This is a genomic window from Izhakiella australiensis, from assembly GCF_002006995.1.
In the GTDB taxonomy this organism is placed as follows: domain Bacteria; phylum Pseudomonadota; class Gammaproteobacteria; order Enterobacterales; family Enterobacteriaceae; genus Izhakiella; species Izhakiella australiensis.
In genome coordinates this window covers 1-26,929 of the sequence record NZ_MRUL01000030.1, presented here as the reverse complement: position 1 = coordinate 26,929, position 26,929 = coordinate 1, and the positions used below count along the sequence as shown (strand labels likewise).

Sequence of the window (26,929 nt, the reverse complement as noted above, 5' to 3'; positions counted from 1 at the left end):
TGGCGTATATTACGCTTTCCTCTTTCAGAGTCAATTCATTTTTCAGAATTTTTCTCCGCTCCGGCGCCTGCCGGACTGACCTGCCAGCGTTGCCGCCGTGCCGTGTCAGTGGGTGCGCATTATAGGGGCTTCTTGCTGTCGTGCAATCATTAAAACGATCATTTTTGATCGTTTGCTGCATTCCACAGCAAAAGCGCTGCTTATACCCACTTGTACACAGATTTATCCACAGAGCGCGGTCTCGCAGAATTTTTCCGAGCGCCACGCAAACGATTTCGTTACAATGCCAGCGCAAAAATTTCCGAGCGGCCTCCAGAATGCAATAAAGGACGTTACCTGAATCAGGTCTTCGCAGACTAAGATTCAGGTAACGCTCTTAACCTGAAATATATTTGTCGCTAACAAAGCCAGGGGATTTTATCCATGCAACAACTTCGTCCTGTACGTCGCGCGCTGCTCAGCGTTTCTGACAAAGCCGGTATTCTTGAATTTGCCAGGGCGCTTTGCCAACGTGGCGTGGAGCTTCTTTCTACAGGCGGAACCGCCCGTCTACTGGCGGAAGCAGGCTTGCCAGTTACTGAAGTATCTGACCACACCGGCTTTCCGGAAATGATGGACGGACGCGTTAAGACTCTGCACCCAAAGATCCATGGTGGCATTCTGGGACGTCGGGGACAGGATGATGGCATTATGGCAGAGCATCAGATCGCGCCGATTGATATGGTGGTCGTCAATCTTTATCCCTTTGCTCAAACCGTCGCCAGGCCCGACTGCTCTCTTGAAGATGCAGTGGAAAATATAGATATCGGCGGACCAACGATGGTTCGCTCGGCAGCAAAAAACCATAAAGACGTTGCCATCGTGGTAAATAGCGGCGACTACCAGGCCATCGTTGCAGAAATGGACAGCAATGAAAACTCACTGACTTTAGCCACGCGCTTTGATCTGGCCATCAAAGCCTTCGAACATACAGCAGCCTATGACAGCATGATTGCCAACTACTTTGGCACCATGGTCCCCGCCTACCATGCTGACAGAAACAAAGCTTCCGGCCGCTTTCCCCGCACGCTGAACCTTAACTTTATCAAGAAGCAGGATATGCGCTACGGTGAAAACAGCCATCAGGAGGCGGCGTTTTATATTGAAGAAAACCTGCATGAAGCCTCGGTGGCTACCGCACAGCAGCATCAGGGCAAAGCGCTTTCCTATAACAACATTGCTGACACCGACGCGGCGCTGGAGTGCGTGAAAGAATTTGCCGACCCCGCCTGCGTTATCGTTAAGCACGCCAACCCCTGCGGTGTAGCCGTTAGCCATTCGATTATTGATGCCTACGAACGCGCGTGGAAAACCGATCCCACCTCTGCTTTTGGCGGCATCATCGCCTTCAACCGTGAACTGGATGAAGAAACCGCTCAGGCAATAATCAGCCGTCAGTTTGTCGAAGTAATCATCGCGCCTGCAGCCAGCGAAGCGGCGCTAAAAATCACCTCAACTAAGCAAAACGTACGCGTACTGACCTGCGGCCAATGGCAACAGCGCGTCGCCGGGCTGGATTTCAAGCGCGTTAATGGCGGATTACTGGTTCAGGACCGGGACCTCGGTATGGTTGACGCAGACCAACTCCGTGTCGTCACTAAGCGCCAGCCTGATGCTCAGGAGTTGAGTGATGCCCTGTTCTGCTGGAAGGTGGCGAAGTTCGTCAAGTCCAATGCCATCGTTTATGCCAAAGAGAACATGACGATCGGCATCGGCGCAGGTCAGATGAGCCGGGTTTATTCCGCGAAAATTGCCGGCATAAAAGCGAGCGATGAAGGGCTGGAGGTCAAAGGATCGGCTATGGCGTCAGATGCATTCTTCCCCTTCCGGGATGGCATTGATGCTGCCGCAGCCGTCGGCGTGACCTGCGTAATCCAGCCGGGAGGTTCTATTCGCGATGACGAAGTTATCGCCGCCGCTGATGAGCACGGCATTGCAATGATATTTACCGATATGCGCCATTTCCGTCATTAATCAACGAAGGATGCGACAATGAAAATTTTAGTTATTGGCAATGGTGGCCGTGAGCACGCATTAGCCTGGAAAGCCGCACAGTCACCGCTGACTAATACGGTATATGTTGCGCCAGGAAACGCCGGAACCGCACTGGAACCCGCCTTAAAAAATATTGATATCAGCGTGATGGATATTGCTGCGCTGGTTAATTTTGCCAAATCGGAAGGTATCGATCTGACTATCGTTGGTCCTGAGGCGCCGCTGGTAGCCGGTGTGGTCGATGCGTTTCGCGCTGAGGGGTTGATGATTTTTGGTCCGACCAAAGCCGCAGCCCAACTGGAAGGCTCCAAAGCTTTCACCAAAGATTTCCTTGCGCGTCATTCGATTCCATCGGCGGAATACCAAAACTTTACCGAAGTGGAACCCGCACTGGCCTACATCCAGCAAAAAGGCGCGCCCATTGTTATTAAAGCCGACGGCCTGGCTGCCGGTAAAGGCGTGATCGTCGCAATGACGCTGCAGGAAGCGGAGGAAGCCGTTCGCGATATGCTGGCAGGTAATGCGTTTGGCGATGCTGGCAGTCGGATAGTGGTAGAAGAGTTTCTTGATGGCGAAGAAGCCAGCTTTATTGTCATGGTTGATGGCGAACACATCCTGCCGATGGCAACCAGCCAGGATCATAAACGCGTTGGCGATGCGGACACCGGCCCTAATACCGGGGGAATGGGAGCTTACTCACCCGCCCCGGTGGTTACCGATGAAATCCATCAGCGCATCATGGAGCAAGTTATCATTCCAACCGTGCAGGGTATGTCCGCAGAAGGCAACGTCTATACGGGCTTCCTCTACGCCGGTTTGATGATTAACAAAGACGGACAGCCGAAGGTGATCGAGTTCAACTGCCGCTTTGGCGACCCGGAGACGCAGCCCATCATGCTGCGTCTCCAATCCGACCTGGTTGAGCTCTGCCTGGCCGCCTGCGAGGGTAAGCTACATCATAAAGACTCACAATGGGATCCACGCCCTTCCCTTGGCGTGGTTCTGGCCGCTGGCGGCTATCCCGGGCATTACAACACCGGCGATGAAATTCACGGTTTGCCACTTGAAGAAGCAGAGGACGGCAAGGTGTTTCATGCCGGAACCCGTCTGGTCGCAGAACGCGTGTTAACCAATGGGGGGCGCGTTCTGTGCGTCACAGCGCTGGGTGAAGACGTGGCGGCGGCGCAAAAACGCGCCTATGAGCTGGCGCAGCATATCAATTGGCAAGGCAGCTTCTGCCGCAAAGATATCGGCTATCGCGCAATTAACCGCCGGTAAGCCTGCTGTTCAGGCGGGAGCCTATCCCGCCTTTTTCAGAAACTCTGCTCTTTAGGTTCTGTCGCGCACAGATCCTGTGTTGTTACCAATAAGAGTTGCGTCCCCTGCGCCGCCTGCAGCCAGGCAACGCTGACTGGCGTCTGGCCGGTGCCCTGAATTTGCCGGATGACCTGACGCGCATGTTCATCAAAGGATGGGTCAACCTGTTGATTGTGGCAGCTGATTACCGTGTTATCCGGCTGCCAGCGCCCCTGATGTAACACCACCCGCCCATCCAGCAAGGCATCGCTAATCTGCAGCATTCGCTGCGCATCAAACTGGTAGAGAGCAACGTCATCGTCACTCAGCGCCTCGCGATGCCCGGCGAGCTGACGCTGCATGAAACTCAGCTTTCCGCCGCTGTCAAAACGCAGGGTGACATCATCAGGCTTGCTGCCCTTTATATGACGTTCCACTGACATCAAATGTTTTTGCTGCCAGGTATAATCAGTCACTTCTACATTTGCGTCTGAAAACGGCGTGTAGACGGTTAGCATATGAACCGTATCGCCATGATTTTTGCGCCAGATGCGCACTGCGCCACGGTCTGCCAGGTAACCGCTGGCGGTAAAGTCAGGTAATGCCTTATGGGAGCTGCAGCCAACCAGCAGAGCCAACCCACACAGCAGGAAAAGGGTGCGAATACGCATCGGTACGTCCGATTCGAGAGGTCTAACGAGTACAGTAAAACAAAAGGGGCGAAATCGCCCCCCTGTTTAATTCTTTACTGCTCGTTATTACTTAACAGCGTCTTTCAGAGCTTTGCCGGATACGAAAGCCGGAACGTTTGCAGCAGCGATTTTGATTTCTTTGCCAGTCTGCGGGTTGCGGCCGGTACGCTCAGCACGGTGGTTAACTTTGAAAGTACCAAAACCAACCAGTTGTACAGCATCACCTTCTTTCAGAGACTCGGTAATTGCAGCCAGAGTGGATTCCAGAGCAGTTTTCGCCTGGGCTTTAGACAGGTCCGCTTTGTCCGCAATTACATCAATCAGTTGAGTCTTGTTCATAAGTTATCCTTACAGTGTATTTATCGCTTGCTAAGCATCGAGTGCGAGGGGAAAACCAGTTTCTGGCACTCTCCAGCAGTCACGCACCGATAGCCACATTTTTCAGCCCCCCAAATGTAGACCAGAGTGGGGGCTAATGTGAAGCCTAAAGGCACGACAAATCAGGCCTGAAGTCACGTTTTATTGTCTTATTGCTGAAAATTTATACCGATATTACTTATTGGGGCTTCGCGCAGGTCGGATCGTAGCCCTTTAATCAACTCCAGATCGCGCTCTTCACAGGCGCTCAGCAGGCGAAAAATTTCCCACTGAATGTCCCATTCCTCTTCCACAGCAGGGTTTTCTTTTAACTCATCATCGCTCATTTCTCGACCAGCCTGGGTCATTTCCAGCATTGCCACCGAGGTAATCGAGGCCTCACTGACGGCGACGGCATGAGAAAGCGTATCGCCGCTCAGACGCGAGTGAAGTAATTCGCTCAAACCAACGCAGGAATCAATCGCCGGATAGACTCCGTAAACGTCGAACTCTTCTGCTGCCGGAATCGCCTCTTCGAACTTTTCCAGCTGGGAGTCGAAATTGACTTTGGCGTCTTTGACTACCAGCGTCTCCCAGACAAGATCGAGGATACGGCGGTAGAGCATGCCATCCGCAAAGCCAGTCTGCTGACAGAACGCCCAGTAATTAGGGAACATTCTTTCACACAGGCAGGCCATGAAGGTAACGTGCTGCCAGCTTTCAAGCTTCTCAAGCCGCAGATGAATAGGGTTACGTAACATAGCACCGTCTCTTTAATCACAATTCTGGCGGCATTGTACCTGAAACCCGCATCGCGGATCTGTTATTCAGCTGTCCTGCTGCCAACGTAAAAACGCCGGACGCCGCGAAGCGACCGCATCGGCCCAGCGCGTCGGTTCAGGCAAGCGGTAGCCGGCCATCACATTTTCAACCCACTGCAAGGCCGTATCATGGCTGACACGGTGACCGGTAGAAATAAATAACGGATTACAGCGGGCTTTACTGCGCCACACCCAGCCTATCTTCTCTCCTTTATGATGCAGGGGCTGACAGGAGCCTGGCGCGGCATCAAGCGGCTGATACTCGCCGCACAAACGCTTTTTCGCTACGCCGATCGTTGGCGTATCCACCAGCAAGCCAAAATGCGCCGCAACGCCCAGCCTCCTTGGATGGGAAATACCGTGACCATCGACGTACAGCAGGTCAGGTTTGAGTTCGAGCTGCGACCATGCCTGCATCAGAGCCGGCGTTTCACGGAAGGAAAGGAAGCCTGGAATATAGGGCATCTGCGTTGCTATACGCGCCAGCTGATACTCAACGGGCTTCAGCGACGGGTACTCAAGGATCACAATCGCCGCGCGGGTAATGTCTCCGCCCTGCTCAAATCCAACATCGGCGCCGGCAATCAGGCGCGGCGGCATAACGTCAAAGTCATCTGTCCGTATAATTTCCGTCGCCCGCATAATCTGCTGTTGGCGCAGTGCCTGCATATCCATAATCAGCTCTGGTGATATTTCCGTGATAGCGTGTGAACGGCCTCAACAAAAGCACCGGCATGTTCAGGAGGAACATCCTGATGAATACCGTGGCCAAGGTTAAACACATGGCCGCTCCCCTCGCCAAACCCGGCAAGGATAGTTGCAACTTCCTGCTCAATGCGTTCTGGCGCGGCATAAAGCATTGACGGGTCCATATTGCCCTGCAGAGCAACTTTATCGCCAACGCGCCGGCGGGCATCACTAATATCCGTAGTCCAGTCCAGCCCCAGGGCGTCACAGCCGGTATCGGCCATCGCCTCCAGCCACTGACCGCCACCTTTAGTAAACATGGTGACCGGCACCCGGCGGCCTTCGTTTTCATGCAACAAGCCATCAATAATCTTATGCATGTAATGCAATGAAAAATCGCGATAGTCCCGCCCGGTCAGCACGCCGCCCCAGGTGTCGAAAATCATTACCGACTGAGCACCGGCGCGGATCTGCGCGTTCAGGTAGAGCATCACGCTGTCCGCCAGCTTATCCAGCATCAGATGCAACGTTTCCGGTTCGGCGTACATCATCTTTTTAAGTTTGGTAAACGCTTTGGAGCTACCGCCTTCAACCATATAAGTAGCCAGCGTCCAGGGGCTGCCGGAAAAACCGATCAGCGGTACCTCACCCTGTAAATTTTTACGGATGGTGCGTACTGCATTCATCACGTAGCCTAGCTCCTGCTCAGGGTCTGGCACCGGCAGTTTATCCACGTCTCTGCGGCAGGTTACCGGCGAAGAGAAGCGCGGCCCCTCACCGGCTTCAAAGTAGAGACCCAGGCCCATTGCATCAGGGATGGTGAGAATATCTGAAAACAGAATTGCGGCGTCCAGCTGATAGCGGCGTAGCGGCTGAAGCGTCACTTCACAGGCCAGTTCAGCATTTTTACACAGCGCTATAAAATCACCCGCCTGAGCGCGAGTTGCTTTATATTCGGGCAGATAGCGACCGGCCTGGCGCATCATCCATACAGGCGTCACATCTACCGGCTGGCGCAGCAAGGCGCGCAGGTAACGATCGTTCTTCAGTTCACTCATATCCATTCTCTCAATATAATTACCCGCCAATGTAACACGCGGCCCCATCCTGGTTTACTGGCGGGTTTACTATTCCTCCGCGACGCGACATAGCGCAACGGTGTCTTCAATCAGGCGCCGGGCGACGGTTCCCGGCGGTGGCAGCAGCGGCAGCGCATCGTAGCGATACCAACCTGCGTCCAGTAGTTCCTTCGGATCATGGCGCAGCTCGCCGCTCTCATACTCCGCCATAAAAGCCGTCATCAGTGATTGCGGGAAAGGCCAAGGCTGTGAGGTGACATAGCGTAAATTTTTAACACGGAGATTGCTTTCTTCCATGACCTCACGGGCTACCGTCTGCTCAAGGGTTTCGCCAACCTCGACAAACCCGGCAAGTACGGTATAGATACCGTTGCGATGGCGAGTGTGCTGGGCCAGTAAAATCTCCGGTCCACGGCGGATAGCGACGATAATACAGGGCGCGATCTGCGGGTAATAGCGCTGACGGCAGTGACCACAAAGGCTGGCCCATTCTGTTTTACTGGCATGCATTTCATGGCCGCAATAGCCGCACCAGCGGTGGGAGCGATAAAACTCCGCCAGCTGTACACCGCGCCCGGCCAGCTGAAACAGCCCAGGATCGAGATCGATCAGCTGTCGAACCGATCCCATATGTTCCGATCGATTTTCACGGATCAGCCAGACCGGTTCCCCTTGCCATTCCCCGATCGGCGATCCTCGCGATCCCGCCAGGGCAAAATCCGCGGCAATACCATAGGGTAAATCACCTTTTGGTAACCAAAGTTTATGTTCATGGCTGACAATCCACCAGCCAGAGTCTAAGCTTGAAATCTCACGTTCCATAACATACATATCCTCAGCTTTCCGGATTTCCCATTTTCTGGTGTCAGGGCCAATGCTGATAATCACTCACGGAGTAGTAGCACATGCTTAACCAGTTGAATATTCTGACCGAACGCGTAGGGGGTAGTAACGATCTGGTGGATCACTGGCTGCATTCCCGCCGTCAGCTACTGGTTGCCTATTACCGCATGGTTGGCATCAAGCCTAACAGGGATTCTCTAACTGCGCTCGACGAAAAAGCGCTTGATGATTTCTGTCAGAACCTTGTCGATTATCTGTCTACCGGTCATTTCAGCATTTATGAACGGATCATCGAAGAAATGACTGAAGGCAATCCACTGCAGGCTGCGGCACAAATTTACCCGGCGCTGCAGGCGAATACCGACGCGCTGATGGAACTTTATGATACGCATCTTGAAGCGGCGATCGATCAGGATAACTGCCTTGAGTTTCAGACTGCGCTGTCAGAAATTGGCGAAATTCTGGAGTCACGCTTCACGCTGGAAGATAAGCTGATTCAGCTAACGCTGGATAATAATCTGGGAAAGCCAGTAGCGGCAAACGACGGCTATCTGGTTCGACCGGCATAAAGGCCGCCCCACAGAATTCATCCTTGTAGTTTGTTACCAGCCTCTCTATGCTGGAGGGGTTTTAAATTTTGAGCGCCAGGTTTGCTGGTCTTCATGAGAGATCAGACGCTTAAACAGCGCAGGGTAGACTCAATCTTTAAATTCTTGTCGGAGTGCCCTACGGGGCTGAGACCGTTAATTCGGGATCCGCGGAACCTGATCAGGCTAATACCTGCGAAGGGAACAAGAGTAAACACCATCCTGCGGCATACGTTGTCCTGTTCGCACGCTTACTCCCTCCGGGCTCCAGACAAGCAACTTCCATTGAACTTAAGGAACGTGCTATGTCGACCAGCAGTAAATCCGGCCATCGTGAACCGCGCGCCGCAGTTCGATTATTTATTCAGGCTTTATCGCCCTCCACCTTGCCAAATTCCGGACGCTTATGCTTTCAGAACGCTCAGCGGACTATTCGTCTGACGGCGTGTAAAACCCTGTGCCATCCAACCTTTTCCACCCGCGAATTTTATCATCAGAGAGACGGCGGCCAGACGAGGAACAAAGTATGAATCGTTCACCTTTCCCGACCGTGCCACAGCGGATGGGGCTTTACCCGGTGGTCGATTCGGTTAGCTGGCTTGAGCGCCTGCTGGAAAGCGGTGTTCGCACCCTGCAGCTGCGAGCAAAGGATCTGTCAGACGATGATGCTGAGCCTGCGGTAATTGCCGCTATCGCGCTGGGCCGTCGCTATCGCGCCAGAGTATTTATCAATGATTACTGGCGGCTGGCTATTCATCATCAGGCCTATGGCGTCCATCTGGGGCAGGAGGATCTGGACGTGGCCGATCTTGATGCGATTCACGCCGCCGGGCTGCGCCTGGGCCTGTCTACGCATGATGACAAAGAGATCGACCGGGCGCTCGCTGCCCGTCCCTCTTACATTGCGCTGGGACATGTGTTTCCAACCCAAACGAAGGAAATGCCCTCTTCTCCCCAGGGATTGCCAACGCTCAGACGCCATGTTTCCCGCCTGGCAGGAATACCGACCGTGGCTATCGGCGGCATCTCGCTGGCACGGGCGCCCGACGTGCTGGCGACCGGCGTCGGCAGCATTGCGGTAGTCAGCGCAATAACCCAGGCCACGGACTGGCGAAAAGCCTGTGCACAGCTGCTGGCGCTGGCCGGTTCCGGGGGAGATGTATGTCGCTAAACGATAACGATTTCCTGCGCTATAGCCGCCAGCTATTGCTGGAGGAATATGGCCTGGAAGGGCAGGAGAAACTAAATCAGGCACGCGTGTTGATTATTGGACTGGGTGGGCTTGGTTCGCCTGCCGCCCTGTACCTTGCCGCAGCCGGTGTCGGCACGCTGCATCTGGCGGACGATGATCTGCTTCATATTAGCAATCTGCAGCGTCAGGTGCTGTATCGCAGCGATGAAACAGGGCAAGCCAAAGCAGAGCTGGCGCGCAATCATCTGCTGGCACTCAACCCGCAAATCGAGGTTATCGCTCATTGCTGTCGCGTTGATGAGAAAACGCTGCCTCCCCTGCTGAGTAATATCGATCTGGTGCTGGATTGCACAGACAACATGATCGCCCGTCAGACGATCAATGCCGCGTGCGTTGGCAGTAACACGCCGCTGATTACCGCCAGCGCCATTGGTTTTAGCGGTCAGCTTTTGCTACTGACGCCCCCCTGGACGCAGGGCTGCTACCGCTGTCTGTGGCCGGATGAAGCAGAACCGCTGCATAACTGTCGGACAGCCGGCGTTCTCGGCCCGGTGGTGGGCATCATGGGAGCTCAGCAAGCCCTTGAGGCACTTAAACTGCTCGCGGGCTGTCGGGTGGATAGCGGCAAACTGCGCTTGTTTGACGGCCGCCAGCAGAGCTGGCATCACCTTACGCTGGCAGCCAGCCAGTACTGCCCGATATGCGGAGGACCTAATGCAAATTCAAGTCAATGATGCCCCGTTAGAGCTGACGACAACGCTGACATTAAGTGAACTGCTTATCAAACTGAACATTTCGCCTGAAGGCAGCGCACTGGCGGTAAATCAGCGCATCGTGCCGCGCGAATGCTGGGACTCTCAACATCTCCGGCAGAATGACAACCTTATTATTTTTCAGGCAATTGCCGGGGGCTGATATGTTGACGATCGCAGATGAAACCTTTACTTCGCATCTATTTACCGGCACCGGAAAATTTGCCTCACCCGCGCTGATGCAAGCGGCACTGCAGGCTTCCGGCAGCCAGCTGGTCACACTGGCAATGAAACGTATCGATTTGCGTCATCAACAAGACGACCTGCTAGCGCCGCTGAAACGTCTGGGCATTCATCTGCTCCCGAATACCTCAGGCGCCAAAACTGCCGATGAGGCGATTTTCGCCGCCAGGCTGGCACGTGAGGCGTTAGGCACCCGCTGGCTGAAACTGGAGATACATCCCGATGCACGCTATCTGCTGCCCGACCCGATTGAAACGCTGAAGGCCGCCGAAAAGCTGGTTGCCGAGGGGTTTGTGGTTTTGCCCTACTGTGCCGCCGATCCGGTTCTGTGCAAACGCCTGGCCGAAGCGGGATGCGCGGCTGTTATGCCACTCGGCGCGCCGATCGGGAGCAATCAGGGGCTAAAAACCCGGGATTTCTTACGTATTATCATCGAACAGTCCAATGTGCCGGTTGTGGTTGATGCGGGCATAGGGGTACCCAGCCACGCAGCGGAAGCCATGGAGCTGGGCGCCGATGCGGTACTGGTGAATACCGCCATGGCGGTCGCCCGGGATCCGGTTACTATGGCGAACGCCTTCCGGCTGGCGGTCGAAGCCGGGCTGCTGGCCCGCGCCGGTGGGCCTGGCGCCGTGTTGAGCCACGCCTCAGCCACCAGCCCCCTGACCGGCTTTTTACAGCCGGTGGAGGTGAGCCAGTGAACAGCTTTGTACAAAGCTGGGAAAATCTGGACTGGGATGATATTACCTGCCGTATTCACGCACAGACGGCGCAGGATGTAGAGCGCGCGCTGGCAAGCGAAACCCTGAGCTCCGGGCACTTGCTCGCCCTGCTATCACCGGCCGCCGAGGCTTATCTTGAGCCGCTGGCACAGCGTGCTCAGGCACTGACCCGCCGGCGCTTCGGCAACACGGTGAACTTCTACGTTCCACTCTATCTGTCCAACCTGTGCGCCAATGAATGTACCTATTGCGGTTTCTCCATGAGCAATCGCATAAAGCGTAAGACGCTGGATGCCGAAGAGATTGAGCGTGAGTGTCAGGCTATACGCGCGCTGGGCTTTAACCAGCTGCTGCTGGTCACCGGTGAACATCAAAGTAAAGTTGGCATGGACTATTTCCGCCAACATATTCCGGCGATTCGACGCCATTTCAGTTCGCTGATGATGGAGGTTCAGCCGCTTTCGCAGGACAATTACGCGGAATTGAAATTTTTGGGCCTGGATGGCGTGCTGGTTTACCAGGAAACGTATCACCCGCGCACCTATGCGCAGCATCATCTTAGGGGAAATAAGCAGGATTTTATTTTTCGGCTGGAAACGCCGGACCGGCTGGGACGTTCCGGCATTGATAAAATCGGCCTCGGCGCCCTGACCGGCTTATCGCCGAGTTGGCGAACTGACTGCTTTATGGTAGCGGAACATCTGCAGTGGCTACAGCAACGCTACTGGCAGTCGCGCTATTCGGTATCCTTCCCGCGTCTGCGCCCCTGCGCCGGCGGTATTGAACCAGCTTCGGTGATGAGCGAAGCGCAGCTGGTGCAAACTATCTGCGCTTTCCGCCTGTTTGCACCGGAGACCGAGCTGTCGCTGTCTACCCGCGAGTCGCCTCACTTTCGCGATAACGTGGTGCCGCTGGCAATTAACAGCATCAGCGCCTTCTCGAAAACGCAACCCGGAGGCTATGCTGATGGCCAGCAGGAACTGGAACAGTTCGCCCCTCACGACAATCGTTCACCGGACCAGGTGGCTCAGGCAATGCAGCGCGCCGGACTGCAACCGGTATGGAAAGACTGGGATGATTATCTGGGACGTCGTTCGCAGCAAAATGTTTAGTCGCGGTAAATAACCAGCCAGTACGGAAGCAATGCCGCACATCAGCCATCCGGCTGACAAATCTGAACGCGGTGGCGCTATGGTGGTTTTGCCGGGTATCCGGCCAGGGTCGGCCCTCCTCTCATCTCCCCGCCGGCCCTGCCTCTTCACCTTCAGCCACCGTCGTTTAACGCTTGCTCAGTCGCCTGTCCCAGCAGTCTGATGGCCTGTTCGCTGTGCGTATCCAACGGCAGAGCATAATTTATGCGCAAGCAGTTGCGGTATTTGCCGGAGGCGGAAAATAGCGACCCGGCTGCAATCTGTACGCCGTGCTCCTGCAAACGGCGATTGAGACGTACAGCGTCAAAGTTTTCCGGCAGTTCCACCCACATCAAAAATCCCCCCTGCGGACGGCTAACGCAGATATTGGCGGGAAAATATTGACGTACCCAGCAGGTCATCACACTTAGATTACGCTGATATTGCTGACGCATTCTGCGCAGGTGCGGCATATAGTGGCCCTGACGAACAAACTCTGCCGCTGCCATCTGCGGCTGCACGGCAGTCGATCCTGTATTGATATACTTCGTATGGAGCACCCGATCAAAATAGCGCCCGGGCACTACCCAGCCAACGCGCAGTCCCGGCGCCAGCGTCTTCGAGAAAGAGCTGCACAGCAGCACCCGTCCGTCGCCATCCAGCGATTTCAGGGTGACGGGGCGCGGATAATCAAACGCTAGTTCGCCATAAACATCATCTTCAATAATGGCGATATCAAAGCGCTGAGCCAAAGAAATGAGGGCGCGTTTACGCGCATCAGGCATGATAAATCCCAGCGGGTTGTTGCAATTTGGCACCACAATCACCGCTTTTATCGGCCACTGCTCAAATGCCAGCTCCAGTGCCTCAAGGCTGATACCGGAAACAGAGTCGGTCGGGATTTCAATAACCCGGATCCCCAATCCTCGTAAGGTTTGCATGGTTCCGTGGAACGCTGGCGATTCCACCGCGACGATATCGCCATACTGACAAACGGCGCGAATGGAGATAGACAGTGCCTCATGGCAGCCGGTGGTAATCACGACATCATCGGCGTTGAACCGGCAGCCGCTGTCTACTGCCAGCCGGGCAATCTGTTCGCGCAGCATGCTCACGCCATACAGGCTGTCATAGTTCAGCAGACGGGGATCCTGTAAATGCCCCAGCCGCACCATCTCCCGCCATAGCGGCTTTATAGTAGAACGGGAAATATCGGGAATACCGCTGCCAAGCTGCATGACAGCGCCACTGCCACGCGAGCTGAGCAACTCCAGCACCGACTCCCACTGCGTAATTTCCACCGGGCGCTGTACCGGGCGAGTGAGCGCTGGCACCGGCGGCGTGGCCTTGCGCGGCGCGACGAAATAGCCTGAGCGTGGCTGCGGCTGAATCAGCTGCCGCTCCTCAAGCAGATGATAAGCCTGCTGCACGGTGCTGATGCTAACACCATGCTCGCCGCTCAGCATCCTCACCGACGGCAGGCGTTCGCCGCTCTGATACAACCCCTGTTCGATGCGTTCGGCCAGCAGGCTGGCGAGATGCTGATAGCGAGTCATTACATTCGTCCCCAATGATACCAGTACAGATTGCGCTTATATCCGCCATTCAGCGTTACTATGCGCCAATCTGTATGGTAAAAAAAGTAATTTTTTGCATCTGTATGGTATGCGTATCAGGCGAGAAAATAGGTCTCAGGTTAGCGAAGGAGTCCACTATGACAATTCATACCGTTACGCATACTGTTGTACAACAGGCACGCCCTCGTCGGCGCCTGGGGAGCTGGCTATATCGCTTTTATCTGCGTCGGCAAACGCGGCGTATTCTGGAGAGGCTAAATGATGATCAGCTTAAAGATATCGGCTTGCGCCGCACGGATATCCGTCGCGACTGGTAATCGATTTCAGACATAAAAAAACCGCGCCGGAGCGCGGTTTTTTAGTGCTTAACAGAACGATTAATCGTCGTTACCGTTCAGTCCGGCATTCAGCAACTCAGCCAGGCTGGCGGATGCTTCATCTGCAGTAACCTGCGGTGCGGCAGGAACTTCACCTGCCTGACGGCGGCGCATACGATCCTGATGGTAGGCATAGCCGGTACCAGCCGGGATCAGACGACCCACGATGACGTTCTCTTTCAGGCCGCGCAGTTCGTCGCGTTTGCCCGCTACGGCTGCTTCGGTCAGTACGCGGGTAGTCTCCTGGAAGGAGGCCGCGGAGATGAACGACTCAGTAGCCAACGACGCTTTGGTGATACCCAGCAGATCGCGGTCGAAGTTGCAGCCCAGTTTGCCTTCCGCTTCCAGATCGCGATTCGCAACCTTGATGCGGGAGAACTCAACCTGCTCGCCTTCCAGGAACTCAGAGTGACCCGGAGCGCTGATGGTGGCTTTACGCAGCATCTGGCGCACGATAACTTCGATGTGCTTATCGTTAATCTTAACGCCCTGCAGACGGTATACGTCCTGCACTTCGTTGACGATATAACGAGTAACCGCATGGATACCGCGCAGGCGCAGGATGTCGTGCGGCGACTCCGGTCCGTCGGAAACCACGTCACCACGCTCTACACGCTCACCTTCAAATACGTTGAGCTGACGCCATTTTGGAATCATCTCTTCGTACGGGTCGCTGCCGTCGATTGGCGTAATCACCAGACGACGCTTACCTTTGGTCTCTTTACCGAAGGAGATAACCCCGCTAATTTCAGCCAGGATTGCCGGCTCTTTCGGACGACGCGCTTCGAACAGGTCGGCAACGCGCGGCAGACCACCGGTAATATCTTTGGTACCGCCAGATTCCTGCGGAACGCGCGACAGGGTGTCACCAGAGCTGATCTGAACGCCATCTTCAAGCTGAACGATCGCTTTGCCCGGCAGGAAGTACTGAGCCGGCATATCAGAGCCAGGGATCATTACATCGTCACCCTTGGCATCAACGATCTTCAGTGCCGGACGCAGATCTTTACCGCCAGCGGTACGCTCAGAGGTATCCAGAACCACGATAGACGACAGGCCGGTCAGCTCGTCAGTCTGACGGGTAATGGTCTGACCATCGATCATATCCACAAAGCGAATGAAACCATTCACCTCGGTGATAACCGGCATGGTATGCGGATCCCAGTTTGCTACGGTTTCGCCCGCGCTAACTTCCTGACCATCGCCTTTCGCCATAACCGCACCGTAAGGCACTTTATAGCTCTCTTTAGTACGACCAAACTCGTCGATCATCTTCAGTTCGGTATTACGTGAAGTAACCACCAGTTTGCCTGAAGAGTTAGTTACCGACTTAGCGTTGCTCAGCTTGATAGTACCCTTGTTTTTCACCTGGATACTGGACTCTGCCGCCGCACGCGATGCCGCACCACCGATGTGGAAGGTACGCATGGTGAGCTGAGTACCCGGCTCACCGATGGACTGCGCAGCGATAACCCCGATGGCTTCACCTTTGTTAATCAGGTGGCCACGCGCCAGGTCACGGCCGTAGCAGTGAGCACACACGCCGAAGTCGGTTTCACAACCTACCACGGAGCGTACTTTAACGCTGTCGACGGAGTTTTCTTCCAGTACGTCACACCAGTGCTCATTGAGCAGAGTGTTACGGGAAACCAGAATATCCGCCGTGCCCGGCTTGAGGATATCTTCAGCCGTCACACGGCCCAGAACGCGCTCACGCAGCGGTTCTTTAACGTCGCCGCCTTCGATAACCGGCGTCATCAGGATGCCTTCGTGCGTACCGCAGTCATCTTCGGTAACAACCAGATCCTGCGCCACGTCAACCAGACGACGGGTCAGATAACCGGAGTTCGCCGTTTTCAGTGCGGTATCCGCCAGACCTTTACGCGCACCGTGCGTGGAGATGAAGTACTGAAGTACGTTCAGACCCTCACGGAAGTTAGCGGTGATCGGCGTTTCGATGATTGAGCCATCCGGCTTAGCCATCAGACCACGCATACCCGCCAGCTGACGAATCTGTGCCGCAGAACCACGCGCACCGGAGTCAGCCATCATAAAGATGCTGTTAAAGGAAACCTGTTTCTCTTCCTCACCGTCACGGTTAATCACGGTTTCAGTTGAGAGGTTTTCCATCATCGCTTTAGCTACGCGCTCGTTGGCGGCAGCCCAGATATCGATGACTTTGTTGTAGCGTTCGCCCGCGGTTACCAGACCAGACTGGAACTGTTCCTGGATTTCGGCAACTTCAGCTTCTGCTTCGCTGATGATTTCGACTTTACGCGCCGGGATCACCATATCATCGATGCCAACAGAGGCGCCGGAGCGCGCTGCATAGGCAAATCCGGTATACATCGTCTGGTCAGCGAAGATAACCGTCGGCTTCAGGCCCAGAATGCGATAGCACGTATTCAGCATTTTGGAGATGGCCTTTTTACCCAGCGCCTGGTTAACGATGGAGAACGGCAGGCCTTTCGGTACGATCATCCACAAAATAGCGCGGCCAACGGTGGTATCAACCAGACCGGTTTTTGAGGTGAACTCGCCCTGCTCGTTTTTCTCGTATTCAGTAATACGGACTTTAACACGCGAATGGAGCTCAGCCAGGCCTGCACGGTAAACGCGTTCGGCCTCTTTCGGACCGGACAGCACCATGCCTTCGCCTTTACCATTCACTTTCTCACGGGTCATGTAATACAGACCCAGAACCACGTCCTGAGAAGGAACGATGATCGGCTCGCCGTTAGCAGGCGACAGAATGTTATTGGTCGACATCATCAGCGCACGCGCTTCGAGCTGAGCTTCCAGCGTCAGCGGTACGTGTACAGCCATCTGGTCGCCGTCAAAGTCGGCGTTATATGCCGCACAAACCAGCGGATGCAGCTGAATCGCTTTACCTTCAATCAGTACCGGCTCAAATGCCTGAATACCAAGACGGTGCAGCGTCGGCGCACGGTTCAGCAGAACCGGGTGCTCACGGATAACTTCGTCCAGGATATCCCAGACCACCGCTTCTTCGCGCTCAACCATTTTCTTGGCGGCTTTGATAGTGGTCGCCAGACCACGCAGCTCCAGCTTGCCGTAGATGAAGGGCTTGAACAGCTCCAGCGCCATTTTCTTCGGCAGACCGCACTGATGCAGACGCAGGTAAGGACCAACGGTAATAACGGAACGACCGGAATAGTCGACGCGTTTGCCCAGCAGGTTCTGACGGAAACGACCCTGCTTACCTTTGATCATGTCAGCCAGTGATTTCAGCGGACGCTTGTTAGAACCGGTGATGGCACGACCACGGCGACCGTTGTCCAGCAGCGCATCAACCGCTTCCTGCAGCATACGCTTTTCGTTGCGTACGATAATATCCGGCGCGGCCAGATCCAGCAGGCGCTTCAGACGGTTGTTACGGTTGATCACACGACGATAGAGATCGTTCAGGTCGGACGTCGCGAAACGACCGCCATCCAGCGGTACCAGCGGACGCAGGTCCGGCGGCAGAACCGGCAGCACGGTCAGAATCATCCACTCCGGCTTGTTGCCGGACTGTACGAAGGCTTCCAGCAGCTTGATGCGCTTGGTCAGCTTTTTGCGCTTAGTTTCAGAATTGGTTTCATTCAACTCTTCGCGCAGCTGTTCGCATTCCTGCTCCAGATCCATATTTTTCAGCAGGCCCTGGATAGCTTCGGCACCCATTTTGGCGTCAAATTCGTCACCGAATTCTTCCAACGCGTCAAGGTACTGCTCTTCCGTCAGAATCTGACGTTTTTCCAGGTTAGTCATCCCGCCTTCGACAACCACATAGGATTCGAAGTAAAGCACGCGCTCGATATCGCGCAGCGGCATATCCAGCAGCAGGCCGATACGTGACGGCAGTGATTTCAAAAACCAGATATGGGCAGTCGGAGACGCCAGCTCGATGTGACCCATGCGCTCACGACGCACTTTAGTCTGGGTCACTTCAACGCCGCATTTCTCGCAGATAACGCCACGGTGCTTCAGGCGCTTGTACTTACCGCACAGGCACTCGTAGTCTTTTACCGGTCCAAAAATACGGGCGCAGAACAAACCATCGCGCTCCGGCTTAAAGGTACGGTAGTTAATGGTTTCCGGCTTTTTAACTTCACCGAAAGACCAGGAACGGATCATGTCTGGCGAAGCCAGAGCAATTTTGATCGCATCAAACTCTTCGGTTTTAGTTTGCGCTTTCAGAAACTTAAGTAAGTCTTTCACGGATTAGCTCCCGTCGGAGTGAGACTCTCAGGAACGCCCGACCCCAGCCGGGCGCTCCATAACCAGTACAATTGCGAGCTAACTTCGGTTACTCGTCTTCCAGCTCGATGTTGATACCCAGCGAGCGAATCTCTTTCAACAATACGTTGAAGGATTCAGGCATGCCCGGTTCCATCTGATGGTTGCCGTCCACGATGTTCTTATACATCTTAGTACGGCCGTTCACGTCATCAGACTTAACGGTAAGCATTTCCTGCAGGGTATACGCGGCGCCGTAAGCTTCCAGCGCCCACACTTCCATCTCACCGAAGCGCTGACCACCGAACTGCGCCTTACCACCCAGCGGCTGCTGAGTAACCAGGCTGTAAGAACCGGTAGAACGAGCGTGCATCTTGTCGTCGACCAGGTGGTTCAGTTTCAGCATGTACATGTAACCTACGGTTACCGGACGCTCGAACTGTTCACCGGTGCGGCCGTCAAACAGGGTAATCTGACCGGAAGTCGGCAGATCGCCCAGCTGCAGCAGCTCTTTAATTTCCGCCTCTTTCGCACCGTCAAACACCGGCGTAGCAATCGGCATACCTTTCTTCAGGTTCTCAGCCAGGCGCAGCACTTCGTCATCAGAGAAGGTGCTCAGGTCAACCTTCTGACGCACGTCAGCACCCAGATCGTAAGCACGCTGGATAAACTCACGCAGTCTGGCAACGTCTTCCTGCTTCTTCAGCATCGCATTGATTTTCTCACCAATGCCCTTCGCCGCCATGCCCAGGTGGGTTTCGAGAATCTGACCGATGTTCATACGCGATGGTACGCCCAGCGGGTTCAGTACGATGTCAACCGGCGTGCCGTTTTCGTCATAAGGCATATCTTCGATCGGGTTGATCTTGGAGATAACACCTTTGTTTCCGTGGCGGCCCGCCATTTTGTCACCAGGCTGGATCTGACGTTTAACCGCCAGATAGACTTTAACGATCTTCAGCACGCCAGGTGCCAGGTCGTCGCCCTGAGTGATTTTGCGGCGCTTAGCTTCGAGTTTTTTCTCAAACTCGTGCTTCAGCTCATCGTACTGCTCAGCCAGCTGCTCCAGAGAATTCTGCTTCTCTTCGTCAGTCAGACCGAGTTCCAGCCAGCGCTCACGCGGCAGCTTATCCAGTTTCTCCGCTTCAACGCCGCCGGCAACCAGCAGAGTACGAATACGGGTAAACAGGCCAGCTTCAAGGATCTGCAGTTCTTCAGTCAGGTCTTTTTTGGCCTGCTTCAGCTGCATCTCTTCAATTTCCAGCGCACGCTTGTCTTTTTCCACGCCATCGCGGGTAAAGACCTGAACGTCGATAACGGTACCGGATACGCCATTTGGCACACGCAATGACGAGTCTTTCACGTCAGAGGCTTTTTCACCAAAAATCGCACGCAGCAGTTTTTCTTCCGGCGTCAGCTGAGTTTCGCCTTTAGGCGTCACTTTACCGACCAGAATATCGCCACCGGTTACTTCCGCACCGATATAAACGATGCCTGATTCATCCAGCTTGGAGAGCGCAGCCTCACCCACGTTGGGGATATCAGCGGTGATCTCTTCCGGCCCCAGCTTGGTGTCACGCGACACGCAGGCCAGTTCCTGAATGTGGATAGTGGTGAAGCGGTCTTCCTGAACCACGCGCTCAGACACCAGAATGGAGTCTTCGAAGTTATAACCGTTCCACGGCATGAACGCGACGCGCATGTTCTGCCCCAGCGCCAGCTCACCCAGGTCAGTAGAAGGACCATCGGCCAGCACATCGCCACGTTCAACCGGTTCACCCAGCGACACACACGGCATCTGGTTGATGCAGGTGTTCTGGTTAGAACGGGTGTATTTGGTCAGGTTATAAATATCGATGCCGGCTTCGCCCGGATACATCTCGTCTTCGTTAACTTTGATAACGATACGAGAGGCGTCAACGTACTGCACGCTACCGCCGCGTTTCGCAACGGAGGTTACGCCGGAGTCAACCGCAACCGCACGCTCCATACCGGTACCAACCAGCGGCTTATCAGCGCGCAGAGTCGGCACCGCCTGACGTTGCATGTTGGCACCCATCAGCGCACGGTTAGCATCGTCGTGTTCCAGGAACGGTATCAGTGACGCACCGACGGAAACCACCTGCTGGGTGGATACGTCCATGTAGTCAACCTGATCGCGGCTGAACAAGCTTGATTCGCCTTTGCTACGGCAGGTTACCAGGTCATCAACAAACGCAAAGTTATCGTCGAGGTTGGTGTTCGCCTGGGCAATGACGTAGTTACCTTCTTCAATAGCAGAAAGGTAATGAATTTCATCGGTAACGATGCCGTCAACGACGCGACGATACGGCGTTTCAAGGAAGCCGTATTCGTTAGTTTGCGCATAAACAGACAGCGAGTTAATCAGACCGATGTTCGGACCTTCAGGCGTTTCGATCGGACATACGCGACCATAGTGAGTCGGGTGTACGTCACGCACTTCAAAGCCTGCACGCTCACGAGTCAGACCGCCTGGACCCAGCGCAGAAATACGACGCTTGTGGGTAATCTCAGACAGCGGGTTGTTCTGGTCCATAAACTGAGAAAGCTGGCTGGAACCAAAGAACTCTTTGACTGCGGCGGAGATCGGCTTGGCGTTGATCATATCCTGCGGCATCAGCGTATCAAGGTCGCCCAGTGAAAGACGCTCTTTCACCGCACGCTCGACGCGCACCAGACCCACGCGGAACTGATTTTCTGCCATTTCGCCAACGGAACGGATACGGCGGTTGCCGAGGTGATCGATATCATCGACTTCACCTTTACCGTTACGGATATCGATCAGCTTTTTCATCACTTCGATGATGTCATCGTTGCTCAGAATGCCTGAACCTTCGATCTCATCACGGCTCAGCGAACGGTTGAACTTCATACGTCCAACGGCTGACAGATCGTAACGATCGGCTGAGAAGAACAGATTCTCAAACAGATTTTCTGCGGCTTCACGCGTTGGCGGCTCGCCAGGACGCATCATACGATAGATTTCAACCAGCGAGCTCAGACGATCGCTGGTCGGGTCGACGCGCAGCGTTTCCGCCATGTACGGACCGTGGTCCAGATCGTTGGTGAACAGCGTTTCAATACGCTTGTGACCGGCATGGCTCAGTTTAGCCAGCAGATCCAGCGACAGTTCCATGTTAGCGGAAACAATCAGCTCGCCAGTGTTCTCGTCAACGTAATCACGCGCAACAACTTTACCGGCAATATATTCAACCGGTACTTCAATATGCTCAACGCCATCTTTTTCCAGCTGGCGGATATGGCGCGCTGTGATACGACGGCCTTTTTCTACGTATACGGTACCGTTTGTTTCGATATCGAAAGAGGCCGTTTCGCCACGCAGACGCTCAGGCACCAGCTCCATCTGCAGCTTATTGTCACGAATTTCAAACACCACCTTCTCAAAGAACATATCGAGGATCTGTTCCGTGGTGTAATTCAGTGCGCGCAGAATAATAGTGGCCGGCAGCTTACGACGGCGGTCAATACGAACGAACAGGTTATCTTTCGGGTCGAACTCAAAGTCCAGCCATGAACCGCGGTAAGGGATGATGCGTGCGTTATAAAGCACTTTACCCGAAGAGTGGGTTTTACCTTTATCGCTGTCAAAGAAGACGCCAGGGCTACGATGCAGCTGAGAAACGATAACACGCTCGGTACCGTTGATAACAAAGGTACCGTTTTCGGTCATGAGCGGAATTTCGCCCATGTACACTTCTTGTTCTTTAATGTCTTTTACGGTGCCTTCAGGCGCTTCACGCTCGTAGATCACCAGACGCAATTTTACGCGTAGCGGTGCAGAGTAGGTTACGCCGCGGATTTGACATTCTTTAACGTCAAATACCGGCTCGCCCAGGCGGTAGCTGACATATTGCAGCTCGGAGTTACCGCTGTAGCTCTGGATAGGAAAGACAGAACGGAATGCGGCTTCTAATCCGTACTGGCCTTCAGGGTCTTGCTCGATAAACTTCTGGAACGAGTCAAGCTGGATAGAAAGGAGATAAGGTATGTCCAACACTTGCGGACGTTTACCAAAATCCTTACGAATGCGTTTTTTCTCGGTATAGGAGTAAACCATAGGGTTCCTCAGCTAGCTGACAAGTCGACCCACTCTGTCCGTCCTGGAGGACAGTTCATGCAACACTATTTTCTTTGTGAAAGGCGTTCCGCCCTTCTAATACGTCTTTCTATCACTCTTAAATCATTTCATTGCTTTTGCATGGGCAGGGAACCCGTGCAGGAAAGCAGTATATTAAGTCGTCGATAGAAAAAGATATTAAGCTAATCAATGGCTAAACAGTGCGAAATCCCATTGATGCTCTACAGCGCAAAAAGGCTGGTGACCAAAAAAGTCACCAGCCATCAGCCTGACAGGTCAGGCTGCAACCTGGAGGGTTGGCTTATTTAACTTCAACTTCAGCGCCAGCTTCTTCCAGAGATTTTTTCAGAGCTTCAGCGTCGTCTTTGCTGATGGCTTCTTTCAGCGCAGCTGGTGCAGACTCAACCAGATCTTTCGCTTCTTTCAGGCCCAGGCCAGTTGCGCCACGTACTGCTTTGATAACAGCAACTTTGTTAGCGCCAACAGCTTTCAGAACGACGTCGAACTCAGTTTTTTCTTCAGCAGCTTCAGCTGACGGGCCAGCAGCTACAGCTACAGCAGCAGCAGCAGAAACGCCGAATTTTTCTTCCATTGCAGAAACCAGCTCAACAACGTCCATTACGGACATAGCGGCAACGGCTTCCAGGATTTGATCTTTAGTGATAGACATGACAATTGTTCCTAACAATCAGAAATAGTTTATACGTTAGCGACCGCGTACGAAAAAGGCTTATGCAGCTTCTTTCGCATCGCGAACGGCGGCCAGAGTGCGAACCAGTTTGCCGGCAGCGGCTTCTTTCATGGTCGACATCAGACGTGCCAGTGCTTCTTCGTAAGTCGGCAGAGTTGCCAGACGGTCGATTTGGGCCGCCGGGATCAGCTCACCTTCAAAGGCTGCAGCTTTGACCTCAAATTTTGCATTCGCTTTCGCGAACTCTTTGAACAGACGAGCAGCAGCGCCCGGGTGTTCCATAGAGTATGCAATCAGGGTCGGACCGACGAACGTGTCTTTCAGGCACTCGAAAGGAGTACCTTCAACAACGCGGCGCAGCAGGGTGTTACGAACAACACGCATGTATACGCCAGCTTCACGACCTGCTTTACGCAGTTCGGTCATTTTATCTACGGTTACGCCGCGAGAATCGGCAACAACCGCAGACAGCGCGCCTTTGGCTACTTCGCTGACTTCAGCAACAATCGCTTGTTTGTCTTGAAGATTTAATGCCATTAGCTTTTTGCTCCTGGATTTGACCGGAGAATAATTTCTCCGGAACTCACTTCACTCATTACCTGAAAACAGGAGATGAGCGCTAAAACACGGTGAGCAGAATCCAGTTAAGAAAAAATTCTTTTCGGTTCTGTCACCGTCTACGCAGGTAAGGATTAAGTCTCAAAGAGACGCCTGCGGTCTTGGACGGAGGTCAGGATAGGGCCTGACTCCAACCTCCTCTTGCGGTAGTTAGCTGCTACGACACCAGGCCTTCGCAGTTGACTTCCCACAAGAGTCAAAATCGTTCCGCACTTAAAATGCAGTGGGCGTAAGATTCTAGATGAAAAATTCGCCCACTTCAAGCAGCAAAACTTAGTTTGCTACAGCGCTCAGACCAGACTGATCGACGGCAACGCCGGCGCCCATCGTGGTGGAGATGCTGACTTTCTTGATGTAAACGCCTTTAGCCTGTGCAGGCTTAGCGCGTTTCAGCGCAACCAGCAGAGCTTCCAGGTTTTCTTTCAGTTTGTCAGTATCAAAGTCCACTTTACCGATGGTGGTGTGGATGATGCCGTTTTTGTCGTTACGGTAACGAACCTGGCCTGCTTTAGCGTTTTTAACCGCTTCAGCAACATTAGGCGTTACAGTACCTACTTTCGGGTTCGGCATCAGGCCGCGCGGGCCCAGAACCTGGCCTAACTGGCCAACAACGCGCATTGCATCCGGAGAAGCAATAACAACGTCAAAGTTCATTTCGCCTTTTTTGATCTGCTCAGCCAGGTCTTCCATCCCTACCAGTTCAGCGCCTGCAGCCTTAGCGGCTTCAGCGTTAGCACCCTGGGTAAAGACGGCAACGCGTACTGAACGGCCAGTACCGTGCGGCAGAACGGTCGCGCCGCGTACGTTCTGATCGGATTTACGTGCATCGATGCCGAGGTTTACAGCAACGTCCACGCTTTCAACGAATTTAGCGGTCGCCAGTTCTTTCAGCAGAGAAACAGCTTCGTTGATGTCATACAGTTTAGTTGCATCAACTTTTTCACGGATCACGCGCATGCGCTTGGTCAGCTTAGCCATATCTTAGTCCTCCACGACCAGGCCCATGGAACGAGCAGTGCCTTCGATAGAGCGACTCATCGCTTCTACATCGGCACCAGTCATATCCGCAGCTTTGGTTTCTGCAATTTCACGTACCTGAGCACGCGTCACTTTACCAACTTTGTCTTTGTTCGGCTTACCGGAACCAGACTTAATACCAGCCGCTTTTTTCAGCAGAACAGCCGCCGGCGGGGTTTTGGTAACGAAGGTGAAAGAACGGTCAGAATAAACGGTGATAACAACCGGAATCGGCAGACCCTTTTCCAGCGATTCTGTTTTGGCGTTAAACGCTTTACAGAATTCCATGATGTTAACACCCTGTTGACCCAGAGCCGGACCGACCGGCGGGCTTGGGTTTGCCATACCAGCTGCAACCTGCAGCTTGACATAGGCCTGGACTTTCTTAGCCATGATATATCCTCTATTGGGTAGTAGCGCTTCAGAGAAGCTCCCCGACGTTAATATTCATGCGCCCGATTCTGAAAGCGCATAAAAACAAAAGGCGCGAAATTTTAGACCAATTTCACGCCTGCTGCAAGACTTAAAAGTTAAACGCGATAAGCGAAGCGTTAGCCTTTCTCAACCTGGTGGAAGTCCAGCTCAACCGGTGTTGCACGGCCAAAGATGGAAACCGAAACCTTCAGGCGGCTTTTCTCGTAATCAACTTCTTCAACGACACCGTTGAAGTCGGCAAAAGGACCGTCGTTAACCCGAACCATTTCACCCGGTTCAAACAGCGTTTTCGGACGCGGCTTATCGCCTACCTGCTGCAGACGATTCATGATCGCATCAACTTCTTTATCGCTGATAGGCGCGGGGCGATCGGAAGTGCCGCCGATGAATCCCATTACGCGGGGTACGCTACGCACCAGGTGCCAGCTGGCGTCGTTCATTACCATCTGAACCAGTACGTAGCCTGGGAAAAACTTGCGCTCGCTTTTACGACGCTGGCCGCCACGGATTTCCACGACTTCTTCAGTCGGAACCATGACTTCGCCAAACAGCTCTTCCATGTTGTGCAATTTGATGTGCTCACGCAGTGATGTGGCTACGCGGGCTTCAAAACCGGAGAACGCCTGGACGACGTACCAGCGCTTTTTTGGAGCTTCAGACATCTCAGAACCTCAGGCCAGTGATAAACGATACAATACGAACCAGAATACCATCCAGTCCCCACAAAATCAGTGACATCACGGCAGTAACCGCGGCAACGATTAAAGTGGTGTGCAGCGTTTCCTGACGCGTTGGCCATATAACCTTGCGCACCTCGGTGCGAGCTTCACGAGCAAAGGTAACGGTCGATTTTCCGGTAGTTGTCAGCAAAGCAATGCCGCCTGCCGCTGCGAACAGGATAACTACAATCAGTGCGCGAACCGGCAGCATCACGTCGCGGTAAAGGAAATTGCCGATAATCGCAGCTAACAGCAGTGCGATAACAACCAACCACTTGATAACTTCGAGGCCGCGACCGCTTCCTTGAGCTTCGGTATTCGTACTCATAAAAACAACCTGCCACAATAAACAGAAACTAATTTTCCCTGCATTGCAGGGCTTCCAAACCGAATGAGGCTGTCAGGCGTAACTCGGTGCTCAACGCCGATCAACAGAGCCTGCCTCAGCAATGATTATGCAGCTGAATCACTGATGAGCCAGGTTCTATATCGCAGCGCACAAAAAGGGCATCAAATGATGCCCTTTCCGTCAGGTCGCGTCAAATGTTATCGAAATTAAGCGATAACTTTTGCCACAACGCCCGCGCCAACGGTACGGCCGCCTTCGCGAATTGCGAAACGCAGACCGTCGTCCATGGCGATCGGGTGGATCAGCTCAACATTCATTTTGATGTTGTCGCCTGGCATTACCATCTCTACGC

General features: G+C 53.9%; 25 protein-coding genes and 1 riboswitch. Of the genes, 9 read left to right on the top strand and 16 right to left on the bottom strand.

Annotated features, from left to right (window positions below; genetic code table 11):
- Positions 1 to 423: 423 nt before the first annotated feature.
- Complete coding sequence (gene purH, locus BTJ39_RS22795) at positions 424 to 2,013, top strand: bifunctional phosphoribosylaminoimidazolecarboxamide formyltransferase/IMP cyclohydrolase (protein ID WP_078004978.1); 1,590 nt, start codon at positions 424 to 426, stop codon at positions 2,011 to 2,013.
- An 18-nt stretch (positions 2,014 to 2,031) separates the two neighbouring features.
- Positions 2,032 to 3,312 carry a phosphoribosylamine--glycine ligase gene (purD, locus tag BTJ39_RS22790; protein WP_078004977.1) on the top strand — a complete coding sequence of 427 codons (1,281 nt, stop codon included), beginning with the start codon at positions 2,032 to 2,034 and terminating at the stop codon, positions 3,310 to 3,312.
- 35 nt (positions 3,313 to 3,347) lie between these two features.
- Here the strand turns inward: purD and BTJ39_RS22785 are convergent, their stop codons facing one another.
- The 6 genes from BTJ39_RS22785 to nudC all read right to left on the bottom strand — a co-directional run bounded on the left by BTJ39_RS22785 (position 3,348) and on the right by nudC (position 7,788).
- Positions 3,348 to 4,001 carry a DUF1481 domain-containing protein gene (locus tag BTJ39_RS22785; RefSeq protein WP_078004976.1) on the bottom strand — a complete coding sequence of 218 codons (654 nt, stop codon included), beginning with the start codon at positions 3,999 to 4,001 and terminating at the stop codon, positions 3,348 to 3,350.
- Positions 4,002 to 4,088: 87 nt separating this feature from the next.
- Entirely contained in the window at positions 4,089 to 4,361 is a 273-nt protein-coding gene (gene hupA, locus BTJ39_RS22780) for a nucleoid-associated protein HU-alpha (protein WP_078004975.1), read from the bottom strand.
- Positions 4,362 to 4,549: 188 nt separating this feature from the next.
- Positions 4,550 to 5,140: a YjaG family protein gene (locus BTJ39_RS22775; protein ID WP_078004974.1), complete on the bottom strand. Its 591-nt coding sequence runs from the start codon at positions 5,138 to 5,140 to the stop codon at positions 4,550 to 4,552.
- 66 nt (positions 5,141 to 5,206) lie between these two features.
- Positions 5,207 to 5,875, bottom strand: a complete 669-nt coding sequence (gene nfi, locus BTJ39_RS22770) for a deoxyribonuclease V (RefSeq protein ID WP_078004973.1) — start codon at positions 5,873 to 5,875, stop codon at positions 5,207 to 5,209.
- Between the two features lie 2 nt (positions 5,876 to 5,877).
- Positions 5,878 to 6,945 carry a uroporphyrinogen decarboxylase gene (hemE, locus tag BTJ39_RS22765; RefSeq protein ID WP_078004981.1) on the bottom strand — a complete coding sequence of 356 codons (1,068 nt, stop codon included), beginning with the start codon at positions 6,943 to 6,945 and terminating at the stop codon, positions 5,878 to 5,880.
- 69 nt (positions 6,946 to 7,014) lie between these two features.
- Entirely contained in the window at positions 7,015 to 7,788 is a 774-nt protein-coding gene (gene nudC / locus BTJ39_RS22760) for an NAD(+) diphosphatase (protein ID WP_078004980.1), read from the bottom strand.
- An 83-nt stretch (positions 7,789 to 7,871) separates the two neighbouring features.
- Between nudC and BTJ39_RS22755 the strand changes: the two genes are divergently transcribed.
- The 6 genes from BTJ39_RS22755 to thiH all read left to right on the top strand — a co-directional run bounded on the left by BTJ39_RS22755 (position 7,872) and on the right by thiH (position 12,417).
- Entirely contained in the window at positions 7,872 to 8,378 is a 507-nt protein-coding gene (locus tag BTJ39_RS22755; RefSeq protein ID WP_078004972.1) for an Rsd/AlgQ family anti-sigma factor, read from the top strand.
- A 138-nt stretch (positions 8,379 to 8,516) separates the two neighbouring features.
- Positions 8,517 to 8,617, top strand: a riboswitch (TPP riboswitch).
- Positions 8,618 to 8,922: 305 nt separating this feature from the next.
- The gene (gene thiE, locus BTJ39_RS22745; protein ID WP_078004970.1) at positions 8,923 to 9,567 is read left to right on the top strand and encodes a thiamine phosphate synthase; all 645 of its coding nucleotides are present in this window, start codon (positions 8,923 to 8,925) and stop codon (positions 9,565 to 9,567) included.
- On the top strand, positions 9,558 to 10,322 hold the full coding sequence (locus tag BTJ39_RS22740) for a HesA/MoeB/ThiF family protein (RefSeq protein WP_078004969.1): 765 nt from the start codon (positions 9,558 to 9,560) through the stop codon (positions 10,320 to 10,322). Before thiE ends, BTJ39_RS22740 begins: the two co-directional genes overlap by 10 nt.
- Entirely contained in the window at positions 10,303 to 10,503 is a 201-nt protein-coding gene (gene thiS / locus BTJ39_RS22735) for a sulfur carrier protein ThiS (RefSeq protein ID WP_078004968.1), read from the top strand. The genes BTJ39_RS22740 and thiS overlap by 20 nt, the downstream gene beginning before the upstream one ends.
- Position 10,504: 1 nt before the next feature.
- On the top strand, positions 10,505 to 11,284 hold the full coding sequence (locus BTJ39_RS22730; protein WP_078004967.1) for a thiazole synthase: 780 nt from the start codon (positions 10,505 to 10,507) through the stop codon (positions 11,282 to 11,284).
- Positions 11,281 to 12,417 (top strand): 2-iminoacetate synthase ThiH, encoded by a 1,137-nt coding sequence (thiH, locus tag BTJ39_RS22725; protein ID WP_078004966.1) that lies wholly within the window; start codon positions 11,281 to 11,283, stop codon positions 12,415 to 12,417. Before BTJ39_RS22730 ends, thiH begins: the two co-directional genes overlap by 4 nt.
- A 152-nt stretch (positions 12,418 to 12,569) precedes the next feature.
- Here the strand turns inward: thiH and BTJ39_RS22720 are convergent, their stop codons facing one another.
- Positions 12,570 to 13,991: an aminotransferase-like domain-containing protein gene (locus tag BTJ39_RS22720; RefSeq protein ID WP_078004965.1), complete on the bottom strand. Its 1,422-nt coding sequence runs from the start codon at positions 13,989 to 13,991 to the stop codon at positions 12,570 to 12,572.
- Positions 13,992 to 14,149: 158 nt separating this feature from the next.
- Between BTJ39_RS22720 and BTJ39_RS24700 the strand changes: the two genes are divergently transcribed.
- The gene (locus tag BTJ39_RS24700; protein ID WP_139356404.1) at positions 14,150 to 14,329 is read left to right on the top strand and encodes a DUF1127 domain-containing protein; all 180 of its coding nucleotides are present in this window, start codon (positions 14,150 to 14,152) and stop codon (positions 14,327 to 14,329) included.
- Between the two features lie 60 nt (positions 14,330 to 14,389).
- Here BTJ39_RS24700 and rpoC read toward each other — a convergent pair whose 3' ends face one another.
- The 9 genes from rpoC to BTJ39_RS22670 form a co-directional block, all read right to left on the bottom strand.
- Positions 14,390 to 18,610, bottom strand: coding sequence for a DNA-directed RNA polymerase subunit beta' (rpoC, locus tag BTJ39_RS22710; RefSeq protein ID WP_078004963.1), 4,221 nt, complete (start codon positions 18,608 to 18,610; stop codon positions 14,390 to 14,392).
- A gap of 88 nt (positions 18,611 to 18,698) precedes the next feature.
- Complete coding sequence (rpoB, locus tag BTJ39_RS22705) at positions 18,699 to 22,727, bottom strand: DNA-directed RNA polymerase subunit beta (RefSeq protein WP_078004962.1); 4,029 nt, start codon at positions 22,725 to 22,727, stop codon at positions 18,699 to 18,701.
- A 322-nt stretch (positions 22,728 to 23,049) separates the two neighbouring features.
- Positions 23,050 to 23,418 (bottom strand): 50S ribosomal protein L7/L12, encoded by a 369-nt coding sequence (rplL, locus tag BTJ39_RS22700; RefSeq protein WP_078004961.1) that lies wholly within the window; start codon positions 23,416 to 23,418, stop codon positions 23,050 to 23,052.
- Positions 23,419 to 23,478: 60 nt separating this feature from the next.
- Positions 23,479 to 23,976, bottom strand: coding sequence for a 50S ribosomal protein L10 (rplJ, locus tag BTJ39_RS22695; protein ID WP_078004960.1), 498 nt, complete (start codon positions 23,974 to 23,976; stop codon positions 23,479 to 23,481).
- Between the two features lie 354 nt (positions 23,977 to 24,330).
- Positions 24,331 to 25,035 carry a 50S ribosomal protein L1 gene (rplA, locus tag BTJ39_RS22690; protein ID WP_078004959.1) on the bottom strand — a complete coding sequence of 235 codons (705 nt, stop codon included), beginning with the start codon at positions 25,033 to 25,035 and terminating at the stop codon, positions 24,331 to 24,333.
- A 3-nt stretch (positions 25,036 to 25,038) separates the two neighbouring features.
- On the bottom strand, positions 25,039 to 25,467 hold the full coding sequence (gene rplK / locus BTJ39_RS22685) for a 50S ribosomal protein L11 (RefSeq protein ID WP_078004958.1): 429 nt from the start codon (positions 25,465 to 25,467) through the stop codon (positions 25,039 to 25,041).
- Positions 25,468 to 25,625: 158 nt separating this feature from the next.
- Positions 25,626 to 26,171, bottom strand: coding sequence for a transcription termination/antitermination protein NusG (gene nusG, locus BTJ39_RS22680; RefSeq protein ID WP_078004957.1), 546 nt, complete (start codon positions 26,169 to 26,171; stop codon positions 25,626 to 25,628).
- 1 nt (position 26,172) lies between these two features.
- On the bottom strand, positions 26,173 to 26,556 hold the full coding sequence (gene secE, locus BTJ39_RS22675) for a preprotein translocase subunit SecE (protein WP_078004956.1): 384 nt from the start codon (positions 26,554 to 26,556) through the stop codon (positions 26,173 to 26,175).
- A 227-nt stretch (positions 26,557 to 26,783) separates the two neighbouring features.
- Positions 26,784 to 26,929 (bottom strand): EF-Tu C-terminal domain-related protein (locus tag BTJ39_RS22670; RefSeq protein ID WP_479684394.1); only part of this gene is annotated, 146 nt, incomplete at its 5' end.

Excerpts from the sequence above, each read along its gene's own strand:
- purH (WP_078004978.1), top strand. The coding sequence starts at position 424 with ATGCAACAACTTCGTCCTGTACGTCGCGCGCTGCTCAGCGTTTCTGAC.
- purD (WP_078004977.1), top strand. The coding sequence starts at position 2,032 with ATGAAAATTTTAGTTATTGGCAATGGTGGCCGTGAGCACGCATTAGCC.
- BTJ39_RS22785 (WP_078004976.1), bottom strand. The coding sequence starts at position 4,001 with ATGCGTATTCGCACCCTTTTCCTGCTGTGTGGGTTGGCTCTGCTGGTT.
- hupA (WP_078004975.1), bottom strand. The coding sequence starts at position 4,361 with ATGAACAAGACTCAACTGATTGATGTAATTGCGGACAAAGCGGACCTG.
- BTJ39_RS22775 (WP_078004974.1), bottom strand. The coding sequence starts at position 5,140 with ATGTTACGTAACCCTATTCATCTGCGGCTTGAGAAGCTTGAAAGCTGG.
- nfi (WP_078004973.1), bottom strand. The coding sequence starts at position 5,875 with ATGGATATGCAGGCACTGCGCCAACAGCAGATTATGCGGGCGACGGAA.
- hemE (WP_078004981.1), bottom strand. The coding sequence starts at position 6,945 with ATGAGTGAACTGAAGAACGATCGTTACCTGCGCGCCTTGCTGCGCCAG.
- nudC (WP_078004980.1), bottom strand. The coding sequence starts at position 7,788 with ATGGAACGTGAGATTTCAAGCTTAGACTCTGGCTGGTGGATTGTCAGC.
- BTJ39_RS22755 (WP_078004972.1), top strand. The coding sequence starts at position 7,872 with ATGCTTAACCAGTTGAATATTCTGACCGAACGCGTAGGGGGTAGTAAC.
- thiE (WP_078004970.1), top strand. The coding sequence starts at position 8,923 with ATGAATCGTTCACCTTTCCCGACCGTGCCACAGCGGATGGGGCTTTAC.
- BTJ39_RS22740 (WP_078004969.1), top strand. The coding sequence starts at position 9,558 with ATGTCGCTAAACGATAACGATTTCCTGCGCTATAGCCGCCAGCTATTG.
- thiS (WP_078004968.1), top strand. The coding sequence starts at position 10,303 with ATGCAAATTCAAGTCAATGATGCCCCGTTAGAGCTGACGACAACGCTG.
- BTJ39_RS22730 (WP_078004967.1), top strand. The coding sequence starts at position 10,505 with ATGTTGACGATCGCAGATGAAACCTTTACTTCGCATCTATTTACCGGC.
- BTJ39_RS22720 (WP_078004965.1), bottom strand. The coding sequence starts at position 13,991 with ATGACTCGCTATCAGCATCTCGCCAGCCTGCTGGCCGAACGCATCGAA.
- BTJ39_RS24700 (WP_139356404.1), top strand. The coding sequence starts at position 14,150 with ATGACAATTCATACCGTTACGCATACTGTTGTACAACAGGCACGCCCT.
- rpoB (WP_078004962.1), bottom strand. The coding sequence starts at position 22,727 with ATGGTTTACTCCTATACCGAGAAAAAACGCATTCGTAAGGATTTTGGT.
- rplL (WP_078004961.1), bottom strand. The coding sequence starts at position 23,418 with ATGTCTATCACTAAAGATCAAATCCTGGAAGCCGTTGCCGCTATGTCC.
- rplJ (WP_078004960.1), bottom strand. The coding sequence starts at position 23,976 with ATGGCATTAAATCTTCAAGACAAACAAGCGATTGTTGCTGAAGTCAGC.
- rplA (WP_078004959.1), bottom strand. The coding sequence starts at position 25,035 with ATGGCTAAGCTGACCAAGCGCATGCGCGTGATCCGTGAAAAAGTTGAT.
- rplK (WP_078004958.1), bottom strand. The coding sequence starts at position 25,467 with ATGGCTAAGAAAGTCCAGGCCTATGTCAAGCTGCAGGTTGCAGCTGGT.
- nusG (WP_078004957.1), bottom strand. The coding sequence starts at position 26,171 with ATGTCTGAAGCTCCAAAAAAGCGCTGGTACGTCGTCCAGGCGTTCTCC.
- secE (WP_078004956.1), bottom strand. The coding sequence starts at position 26,556 with ATGAGTACGAATACCGAAGCTCAAGGAAGCGGTCGCGGCCTCGAAGTT.